The organism is Thermodesulfobacteriota bacterium, assembly GCA_036482575.1.
In the GTDB taxonomy this organism is placed as follows: domain Bacteria; phylum Desulfobacterota; class GWC2-55-46; order GWC2-55-46; family JAUVFY01; genus JAZGJJ01.
Genome location: JAZGJJ010000120.1, coordinates 1 through 9,783 on the forward strand (window position 1 = coordinate 1; position 9,783 = coordinate 9,783).

Sequence of the window (9,783 nt, forward strand, 5' to 3'; positions counted from 1 at the left end):
GTGAGGAGCGCCGCGGCGCCCGCCAGGGCCGAGGTGCCGGTCTTCTTCATGAAGTCCCGACGAGAGCCTGGCGCCTCTCCGCCGAGCCCGCTGGCTCCGCCGCCGCAAGGTCCGCAACCGCCGGCTCCGGCTGAAGGTCCGCCGCCATGCCCGGTAGGTCCGGGGAAGGCCGGGTCCGTCAGCGACGTAACCGCCGGTGCCTTCGCGAGCTTCGTCGGCCTCAGGTCTTTTTCTCTTTTACCGTTATCACTCACAGGTTAAACCTTTTCCGATGGACTCTTGTAGTTCTTCTTGAAAAACTTTACGATATCCCGCTTCTCGTTATCCGTCATGACGACGTACTCCCGCGACCGGAGGACTGTATCTCCCGCGAGGACGTCTTTCATGTAAGCTGTCTTGATGTCTTGTGTGGGGAAGAGCTTGATGGTCTTCTGGGCGAGCACGCCACCGGCGGTCACCGCAACGCCCACCGTTGCCGCGCCCTTAAGGAAGCTGCGCCGCGAGAGGTTGCCCGTGGCCGGACTGTTCTTGGTTTTCTTACTCTTACTGTCTTTCATGATGGCGATTCATTCTCCTGAAAGCGGTAAAGAGCCCTAACAAATGTTGCCCTTATAACAATAAAGGAGGAGCTTGTCAAGTATGCAATGCGAATTATTATTATAATTTTTTCCCAGGGGGGAAGTCCAGATAATTCGCCCACTACGGGCTGTTCTAATATGTTACACTTCGCTGGTGGGACCGGAGCTGTTAAAACGAGTGGTGGCCGAGCTCGACGAGGCCATGCGCGGCGGGGTCGTCTCGAAGATCCACCAGCCCGACGAAAGGCAGGTTTTAATAAAAATCTTCCGGCGCGGCAGGGAGGAGCGGCTCCTCATCTCCACGCACCCGAAGTTCTCGCGCGCCCACCTTACCGCCTCCCGCTTTGAGAACCCGCCCACCCCGAAACGCTTCTGCGCGTTCCTCAGGAGCAGGATCACGAACGCGCACGTCGAGGGCGTCTCGCAAACGCCGGGCGAACGCATTATAAGGGTCGCTCTCAAGAAGACCGAGGGAGAAGCTTTTACTCTCATCGCCGAGCTTACGGGCAAGTCCGCTAACATTATACTGGTCGACGAAAACGAGACGGTCCTCGATGCGCTAAAGCACTTTCCCGTGGAGGGCTCCATGAGGGGGGTCGAGCCGGGGATTAAGCTGGAACCCCTGCCGCCATTTAAAGGAGAGGTAAAAGAAAAGCCCGTCGAGCTCGGAGAAGGCGAGACGTGGAACCAGGCCGCCGAAAGGGTCTGCTCCACACCCGCCGAAGACGAAAAAATCCTGTCCAGGCGGAGCACCCTCCGGCGCGCCATAAAGAGCGCGGAGAAGAGGTTAAAGAAAAAGCTCCGGAACCTCGAGGCCGACGGGAAGGAGGCCGAAAAGAATATCGAGGGCGCGCGGCTCGGCGAGCTTCTCGTCGCCAACTATAAGGATATCAGGAAGGGCATGACGAAGATCGAGGTGGAGGACTACTATAAGAGCCCGTTGGAGAAGGTAGCCGTGCCGCTCGACGAGAGGCTCGGCCCGCAGGAGAATATCGACCGGATATTCAAGAAGGCGAAAAAGGCCAAGACCACGCTAAAGCTCTTGAAGGTGCGCCTGCCCGTGACCAGGAAGGAGCTTGAATATATAGACGAACTCGCCTATGAGCTTGAAGCCGCTGAAAACGAAGAAGATATCGAAACGCTCAGGGAAGAGCTAATCGAGGCGGGCTATCTTAAGGAGAAGGCCAAACCCCGGACCGGGCGGGGCAAAGGGGCCGGGGCGGCAAAGGGGGTAAGGGCCGAGCCCGTACGGAGGTTCACCTCAAAGGGCGGCTTTGAGATCTTATGCGGCAAGAGCGGCAGGGGGAACGACATGCTCGTCAAGAAGCTCGGCAAACCGGGCGACCTGTGGTTCCACGCAAAGGGTGTTGCCGGTGCGCACGTGCTATTGAAGTTCAAGGGCAAAGAACCCCTTCCCAAGAGCGCCATCGAGGAGGCGGCCACAGTGGCCGCCTCCTACAGCAAGGCCGCCAAGGCGGCAAAGGTCGAGGTGCTCTACTCGGACGTTAAGAACGTGCGCAAGCCCAGAGGCGCGAAGCCGGGGATGGTGACTGTCAGCGAATATAAAACGGTGGTAGTAAGACCCGTGGAAGACAAGTAGCCGTGACCGTGGTGCGTGTCCGTAAAAGGTAAGCAATAATCCTCCCCCTTTGGAAAAGGGGGATTGGTCATTGCGAGCGCAACGATTTTACTCGGAGAGGATTTTTTCGACTTCCTGTTCGAGCTGGGGCAGCTTGGTACGGACTATGTCCCAGATGATGTTGGCGTCTATGCCGAAGTACTCGTGTATCAGTATGTCCCTGAGCCCCGCTATCTTTTTCCATTCGACGTCGGGGTGGCGCGAGCGTACCTCGTCCGGCACTTTCTTGACGGCCTCCCCTATGACTTCGAGGTTGCGCACGACCGCGTCGAGGGTTTTGGAGTCGTTCTTGAGCCCTTAGAGGGTGAGCCCGGAGGTGTAATCGCGGATCTTGGCGGTGGCCTCCAGGACGTCGTCGAGGTAGACCTTATAGTCCCGGGGCATGCACCACCTCTTCCATGATGGCCTGGCGGAGCCTCGGTTTTACGGCGTCTTCGAGGACGAGGTCCACCCCGCAGTCGAAGAGCCCTTCGAGGAGCTCCTTGAGCCCCATGTAGGCGTCGAACGACTTGGTCTCGAACTCGACGAGGAAGTCGAGGTCGCTTGCGCGCGTCTCCTCCCCCCTGGCGCACGAGCCGAAAAGCCCGAGCCTCTTCACTCCCAAGGCGCGGATGGCCTCGCGGTTTTCCGCGATGGTTTTGAGTATTCTGTCCCTGCTTCTCTTCATGGCGTATATCCTTTATAGCAATACTATATTTATACCCTTATACCCTAAATCCGCCCATCTTTCAAGGTAGGGGGGGTCGCGACGGCGCGTGACGGTGCGTGACGCACTTTCAGTAACTCCGTACCTCTTCCCTCCCCTCCTGTCATCCTGAACCCCGATTCAGGATCCAGCCTCCCCTGCCCTGCCTTTCCGCGCATCCTGAGTAGTTCGACTAGCTCACTACAGGCTTGTCGAAGGAACCCGTTCGCCCTGAGCTTGTCGAATGGGTGAACGGGCCTTTCCGCGCCCTTTTTGCCTTTTACCTTTTTACTTTTTCCTTCTCCTCAGATTTCCCTTGAAAATTCAGGGGGAAAGGGGCCATCGAAGAAGGGGTATAATTAAAAGAGGTGGTTTTTACAAGGAAAACAGAGAGATGTGGCTTTAGGGGTAGAAAAAAAACACCATAGGGTATCCTCTCACAAGGGCCTTGACAAGGTTGGGGAGGGTGGGGTAGACTCTGAGCGACAACCATCAGTTGCGGTTGTTATGGTTTTCTGGTATCCTGTAAGGGAGGTCTGGTTATGATCGAAAATGCATTTTCAGGGATTGTTCTAACAGCACAATCTTTTAATCCTTCTATCTTTACAGAAACTTGGCTGGATAAAAATGATATCATCAGTGCGGATAGCATCGAAGGGACACGCGTTTTTTCTCAAGTTGTTGCTCAATTCCAGGCAAAGGAAGTTCGAGTGCTCGTCACGCCTCCCAGTATGCAAATCTCGTTCGGTATCCATAAAGTCGAGGGAGAATTTGAAGTCCCATGCAGAATACCTATTCGTACAATTGAGTTGCTTCCCGAAACCCCATATCAGGCACTTGGTTTAAATTTTGACTTTTATGTAGAACCCCCCAAAGGACAAGATCTTTGCACTTATAGCCGAGCTCTATTTGGGGCAGGGGATTACAAGTTGCTTCAGGAGTTTTCTGCTATGGATTCAAGGTTCGGAAGGTACTTTTCGAAGAATTACGGTGATGCAAGAATGAAGTTGGATATAAAACCGGTCATAGCGGGTCCAGATAAAAAAGACTTGATCCAGTTTTCTTTCAACTTTCACCATGATGTTTCCAATATAGACTTGCCGGAGCGGGCAAGAAAGTTAATTGATTATATAGGCACTTGGGGTTCACTTCGAAAATATTCAGAAGGGCTTGTTAGTTTGGGCACCAAACCTTGATACTACCGGAGGCTTTATGGCGACGCTAACATCGAACTTGGCAATCGACGAGGATATAGTTCCTCCTCAGACTAACTACTCAGGCATAGAAAATGATTTTGTGGTAAGCGATAATACCCCGTTAACCCTCTATGGCGAGTTGCCAGAGGTGCCCTTATCACTGAGCGCGGGCGACGACTGGCATCGGCGGGCAGACTTGGGTAAAGAACTTAAAGGGGCCTTGGACTTCTTTTCCGGCCTTAAAGTGGATTGGTCTGATGCGGTTCACTTTTTCAAAGCTACAAAGGCAGCGGCTTTCTCGGTATCTAATACGTTAAATGAAGAAACCATGGAGTTCATAGAACAACGTCATCTCCAAGAGGGGGTAACTTGGCTGCAGACTGTGGTACCAGACTTCTTTCCTTGTGTTGACTTCGAAATCGAACTTCTTCCCGCAGAAGATGGGGAAGAAAATATGCTGGTTTTGGAGGTGCATGGCTCTTTATCGACATTGGAGTTTAGGGAGAAAAGATATGCCCTGTGTGAAGCTATGATACAAGCAGGCCATAGAAATGTCTATGAGGTCATCAGTATTTTCCAGCAGAGGGTGCGCAACGATGGATGGCAAATTATTTCTTGTTACAGCTCGCTTTCTGCGGAATAGCGGATCTGATGAGGCTGCTTACCGTAGCGCTGTCAGTCGGGCCTACTATGCATGCTTTATTACAACCCGTGACTTGGCCTGGAGCACATGTCGCCCTGATTCTCGCAGGAAAGCAGGGCAAATTACACACGATACCCTACAGCAATATTTGAAGCGTGCATCGATAGATGCTGTTCAACGGTTGGGTATGGACTTGGGTGCCCTTTGTGCTAGAAGAAAAAAGGCAGATTACAAAATGGAAAGAGTGTTGTCGGTTGACGCAGCGCAAGACGCCATTGAAGAAGCAGATGCTTACCTTGAATTGCTTTCTAAAATTCCTAAAGAATACATTGGAAAAGCCATGGATGATTTCCAAGCAAGTCTCCCTTGACCTCACAATAAATCAATTTCTTTGTATAGGATCGGCGACTTGCGCCACCAGACCGTCACCATTCTCCTCAAGGTCGCTATCACGCTTCCCTTCCATAACGCACCCTTCTTCAAATAGTACCAGAAGAATAGCCACAGCGCCCGTTTCTCTACCCCCCCCTCCCCCTCTTTCTCCCTTCGATAAACTCAGGGCAGGCCTCGCAATGACAGGGCGACCACCCGACCAAACCGGCAAGTTGTCCGTCAGACGAGGCAGGCGCGCATTTTGGCCCTCCGTCCTTCGACAAGCTCAGGATGCACGGGTTTTAAAATTGCTGTCCGTCACCCTTCGACAGGCTCAGGGTGAACGGGGGGGTATGAGGTACGGAGTTATCGCTACCAGCCTCAGGCTGGCGCCGGTTTGCGCCCTACCAGAACTTCTCCGTATGAATCTGCCCTGGCTGTTTTTTGGTATGTTCGGCATAGCCGTCGCTTGAGAGGCGGTCCGTCATGGTCTCGATCATGGCAGGGTTGCCGCAGAGGAAGATATGCGTATCTTCGGGCGAGGGCTTGAAGCCGAAGAGGGTCTCTATATCATCGGTCCAGACGTCTTGAATGTAGCCCGCCTTGCCTCCCCAGCCCGCGGGCTCCTCGTCCGGGCGGCTTATGACCGGTACGTAGTTGAAGTTCTTGCATATCCGCGCCATGGTCCGTAGCTCCGCCCTGTAGCCCAGGTCCCACGAATGGCGCGCGCCGTGCACCACGGCGTAGCAACGGCTGTCGCCGCGCTCCAGTTCGGTCCGGAGCATGCTCATGTACGGCGCGATACCCGTACCCGTGGCGAGAAGGATGATGTTCCCCCCCGTGTCCTCCCTTTCTATCTGCGAGAGGGTGAAGATGCCGACGAATTTTTGGGACATCCAGAGTTTATCTCCGACCTTTAATGAAAAAAGCCGGGGCGTCAGCGCGCCGGAGCGTATGAGCGTTATGTAGAACTCCACGTACTCCTTCTCCACGGACGAGGAGGCGATGGAGTAGGCCCTCTTTATCATCTTCTCGGGCTCGGGCGCGGGCTCTTCCCCGTCGGAGAAGGTTATCCGGGGCGCGGAGCCGGGAAGGCCGAGCACGGTGAACTGTCCGGCGATAAAGTCCGGCAGGGCCCAGCCCTCGGGCTTTACCCGGAGGACGATAAGCCCCGGCGCAAGCTCGACACGCTGAGTTACCACTGCATTAAGTTCCGGCATGATAAAAGTCCTTCCTTGAAACTCGCGGCCCCTATATTACCAATATTACCAATACCGCGCGGGACAGTCAATCGGGGATGGGGGGTAAGGGCGGAGTTACTGAAAGTGCGTCACGAACCAATCCCCCTCAATCCCCCCCGTATCAAGTACGGGGCAGGCTCTTTGGAAAAGGGGGATGATCATTGCTGTCCGTCACGGACCCTTCACGAACACGAACGACGGGCCACGGTCACGGCCCTTCCGGCCCATTGTCGTCTTTTCTTTTATGCCGGTACCAGTCGCGCAGCACCACCCCCATAACGACGATTACGAGAAGAACAATAAACACCATTGGCAGGACGGCGAAAAGAAGGTGTCCGGAATTCGCATACGCAGGCGCGGGCGCGAGGAGGTGCAGGAACGCCGCAACGGACAGGAGGGCGACTATGAGACGGGATCTTTTGGACTTTCTTTTTACGGACGAAGCGGGCATAGGCTCTACTCCTTCTTAAAGGCTACTTCAACTCTTACCACAAAACCCGCTGCGCTCAAACAAAAAAGGACTGTTGAAAAAAGCAACATTCCTGTCACTCCCGCGAACGCGGGAGTCCAGAAGCCTTCGAAATAACTGGATTCCTGCTTTCGCAGGAATGACACTTTTTCAACAGCCCCGCCTCCCCTGCCCTCAAAAATACCACTCCACCGACGTATAGAAAATATTCGAGAAGTCGCCGTACTCGCCGCCGTCGCCCCCGAAGAGTTGAAGCCCGAGCGACCAGTCGATGTCGGTAAAGAGGTTCCAGGTAAAACCCGGATTGACGAAGACGCTCGTGCCGTCCAGGTCGTAGATGGTGTTGAGCCGCAGCCTCACGAGCGGGGTCAGGTCGTAGCCGAGCACGGTGGCGAGAAAATTCTTCTCGCGCGTGGCTATCTCTCCGGTAAAGCGCCGGGTCGACTCGGAGGGCGTGCCCTCGGCGAGGTTCCCGTCGTTATAGAGGTATTCGAAAAGCAGATAGAGCGAGTTCTCGAAGTTATAGTCCCAGCTGAGGACGAGCCTCGTAAAGTCGTCCCCCACCTCCGGGTCGGTCAGTGTCGCCTCCCCCCGGAAGCCGCTATCTCCTATGCTCCCGGCGAAGTCGAAGCCGATAACGTCGTCCTCCCTGAACTCGCCGGCCATAATGGAAAGGTCATAGCCCCTCAAGTTGGTCATAAGGCGCGCGCCGACACTCCGCTCCTCCCGCTCGCGGCCCGGCACGAAGACGAGGTTTATACCACTCAAGGGCCCGAACGAGTACTCGGCGTTCACGGCGTCCACGCCGAGCCTCTCGCCGCCTTCTATCTGAATCGGGCTTATCGGGTTAAAGAGGTCGGTGGGGTTCCAGATGCGGGCCTGGCCCCAGGCAACGCGCTGGCGGCCTACCGTAAGTGTGGTCTCGTCCTTTGCGTACCGGAGGTAGAGCCGGTAGAGCGTATGCCTCCAGAAGAGCCCGCCCCTGTCGGTAACCGTCTCGCTCAGGTCGTAGTAGGTCTGCTCGCGCGCCTCGCTGGCCGCCCGGAACTCGGCGGTGTCGAGCACGCTCCCGAGCGTGAGCTCGTTATCGTAGATGGCCTTCAGGAGGAGCGAGTCCGTGGGTTTCAGGTCGAGTTCGAGGCGCAGGCGGTTCATATCGCTCCAGAACTCCTCGCCCGACGGGGTCTCGCCCGCGATAAGGAGTGACTTGTACATCCCCTTTAGCGATACCTTGCCACCGTAAAAGTCCGCGCCGTGGGCGCGGGGGGCCGGGAGGAGAAGCAATATAAAAACGACAGGAAGAAAATAGGAAGAAAGTCTGCGCATGGCGGCGAGGGGGGCGGGGGAGTTACGGCTCCACCACGATATGACCGTCCTTAAGGCGCACCACCCGCCGTGCCCGCTCCATGACCATCGGGTCGTGCGTGGAGAAGATGAACGTGGTGGCCCGCTTTTCGTTCTCCTCCCTCATGAGGTCCAGGAGCGCGGCGCCCGTGACCGAATCCAGGTTGGCGGTGGGCTCGTCGGCGAGCACCAGCACGGGCTCGGCCACTATGGCCCGCGCGATGGCCACGCGCTGCTGCTGCCCGCCCGAGAGCTGGCGGGGCCTCCTGTCCTCCATCCCCTTGAGCCCCACCTCATCGAGCATGTTCCGGGCCCGCTCCCGCCGCTCTTCTTCCTGCACTCCCTGCAGCAGCAACACGTACTCGACGTTCTCCACGGCCGAGAGCACGGGGATAAGGTTATACTCCTGGAAGATAAAACCTATCCGCTGCAGCCGGAGCTCGGCGAGCGCGCCGCCGGAGAGCCCGGTTATCTCGCGCTCCTCCATGAAGACTTTTCCTTCCGTCGGCTCGTCGAGCCCGCCTATCATGTTAAGGAGCGTGGTCTTGCCGGAGCCCGAAGGGCCGACGAGAGCGAGGAACTCCCCCTTCTCGACCGTGAAGTCAACGCCGCTTAGTGCCTCGACCGGCATGCCGACGTTGCTCGTGTAGGTCCTCTTAAGCCCTATCGTCTTTACGCATTCCATAACCAATCACCCTTTGACTGAGTTTCCTATCGCCCGAAACAGCCGCCCTGCAACAAGGGGTATAGGCCCGTTGCCCGTGCGGCCAGCACCATCGTCAACCACCTATACGAAGTGTATGGCCTCGACGGGTTTTAGCCTCGCCGCCTTAACGGCCGGATATATGGACACAAGGAGCGCGGTCGCGAATATTACGGCGGAAGACCAGACGACCCGTCCGGCGTGCGTCTCGGGATATACGACCGGGTTAAGGGCCGCCAGGAACTCCATTGCCGTGGACCACTGGGAGAGGTCCATGCCGTTTACGGCTATCGCCTCGTTCGCCGCTATGCCGATTACCGCTCCCGCTATGACGCCCGCAAGGCCCAGGAAGAACGACTCGAGCATGACGAGCGTTACTATCTCCCTCGGCTTCGTGCCGAGCGCCATCATTATGCCGAACTCCCTCGTCCTCTCCATTATACTCATGAGCATGGTATTCAGTATCCCGAGCGAGACGACGACCAGTATTATAACGAGTACCACGTACATGAAGATATCATCAAGCTCTATCATCTCGTGCAGGGCAGGCATGAGCTCCTGCCAGGGGAGCACCTCGTATCCGAGCGGCTCGAGGGCCGCCCTGAGGCTTGCCGTGGCGGGCCCGACCTCGTCGGGCCTCTTAAGGAGCAGCGAGACCTCGGTGGCACTCTCTCCCATGACCGCCATCTCGCGCGCGTCGGCGAGGCTTATGACCGCGAGCGAGGAGTCCATCTCGATCGAGCCCATGCGGAAGATCCCCTTCACTCGGAAGAGCTCGGCGCCGAGCGAGCCGTCGGCGGCCTGGATCATCAGGACGACCTTCTCGCCGATCTCGGCCGTGAGCCTCTTCGCGAGCCTGTGGCCGAGAAGGACCCCCCCCTTTTCGCCGTCAAGGTACTCCCCCCTTATGACG

At 56.5% G+C, this 9,783-nt stretch carries 12 protein-coding genes and 1 pseudogene; 4 read left to right on the forward strand and 9 right to left on the reverse strand.

The window, feature by feature from the left end; translation table 11 throughout:
- On the reverse strand, nt 1-254 hold a 254-nt coding region (locus V3W31_05385; protein MEE9614373.1), incomplete at its 3' end, for a twin-arginine translocation signal domain-containing protein.
- 3 nt (nt 255-257) lie between these two features.
- On the reverse strand, nt 258-557 hold the full coding sequence (locus tag V3W31_05390; GenBank protein MEE9614374.1) for a twin-arginine translocation signal domain-containing protein: 300 nt from the start codon (nt 555-557) through the stop codon (nt 258-260).
- 202 nt (nt 558-759) lie between these two features.
- Between V3W31_05390 and V3W31_05395 the strand changes: the two genes are divergently transcribed.
- Nucleotides 760-2,178: an NFACT family protein gene (locus tag V3W31_05395; protein ID MEE9614375.1), complete on the forward strand. Its 1,419-nt coding sequence runs from the start codon at nt 760-762 to the stop codon at nt 2,176-2,178.
- A gap of 87 nt (nt 2,179-2,265) precedes the next feature.
- On the opposite strand, the pseudogene V3W31_05400 reads toward V3W31_05395, so the two are convergent.
- Nucleotides 2,266-2,499: pseudogene (locus V3W31_05400) on the reverse strand (DUF86 domain-containing protein).
- Nucleotides 2,500-2,584: 85 nt separating this feature from the next.
- On the reverse strand, nt 2,585-2,884 hold the full coding sequence (locus V3W31_05405) for a nucleotidyltransferase family protein (protein ID MEE9614376.1): 300 nt from the start codon (nt 2,882-2,884) through the stop codon (nt 2,585-2,587).
- Between the two features lie 560 nt (nt 2,885-3,444).
- On the opposite strand from V3W31_05405, the gene V3W31_05410 reads away from it, so the two are divergent.
- The 3 genes from V3W31_05410 (at nt 3,445) to V3W31_05420 (ending at nt 5,111) form a co-directional block, all read left to right on the forward strand.
- Nucleotides 3,445-4,098, forward strand: a complete 654-nt coding sequence (locus V3W31_05410) for a hypothetical protein (GenBank protein ID MEE9614377.1) — start codon at nt 3,445-3,447, stop codon at nt 4,096-4,098.
- A gap of 16 nt (nt 4,099-4,114) precedes the next feature.
- Nucleotides 4,115-4,741, forward strand: coding sequence for a hypothetical protein (locus tag V3W31_05415; protein MEE9614378.1), 627 nt, complete (start codon nt 4,115-4,117; stop codon nt 4,739-4,741).
- Nucleotides 4,742-4,889: 148 nt separating this feature from the next.
- Complete coding sequence (locus V3W31_05420) at nt 4,890-5,111, forward strand: hypothetical protein (protein ID MEE9614379.1); 222 nt, start codon at nt 4,890-4,892, stop codon at nt 5,109-5,111.
- Nucleotides 5,112-5,517: 406 nt separating this feature from the next.
- On the opposite strand, the gene V3W31_05425 is transcribed toward V3W31_05420, so the two are convergent.
- The 5 genes from V3W31_05425 to V3W31_05445 form a co-directional block, all read right to left on the reverse strand.
- Nucleotides 5,518-6,333 (reverse strand): ferredoxin--NADP reductase, encoded by an 816-nt coding sequence (locus tag V3W31_05425; GenBank protein ID MEE9614380.1) that lies wholly within the window; start codon nt 6,331-6,333, stop codon nt 5,518-5,520.
- Nucleotides 6,334-6,562: 229 nt separating this feature from the next.
- Nucleotides 6,563-6,805, reverse strand: coding sequence for a hypothetical protein (locus V3W31_05430; GenBank protein ID MEE9614381.1), 243 nt, complete (start codon nt 6,803-6,805; stop codon nt 6,563-6,565).
- 192 nt (nt 6,806-6,997) lie between these two features.
- Nucleotides 6,998-8,038 carry a hypothetical protein gene (locus tag V3W31_05435; GenBank protein ID MEE9614382.1) on the reverse strand — a complete coding sequence of 347 codons (1,041 nt, stop codon included), beginning with the start codon at nt 8,036-8,038 and terminating at the stop codon, nt 6,998-7,000.
- 133 nt (nt 8,039-8,171) lie between these two features.
- Nucleotides 8,172-8,852, reverse strand: coding sequence for an ABC transporter ATP-binding protein (locus V3W31_05440; GenBank protein MEE9614383.1), 681 nt, complete (start codon nt 8,850-8,852; stop codon nt 8,172-8,174).
- A 102-nt stretch (nt 8,853-8,954) separates the two neighbouring features.
- Nucleotides 8,955-9,783, reverse strand: an 829-nt coding sequence (locus V3W31_05445) for an FtsX-like permease family protein (GenBank protein MEE9614384.1), incomplete at its 5' end; no start/stop codon positions are given.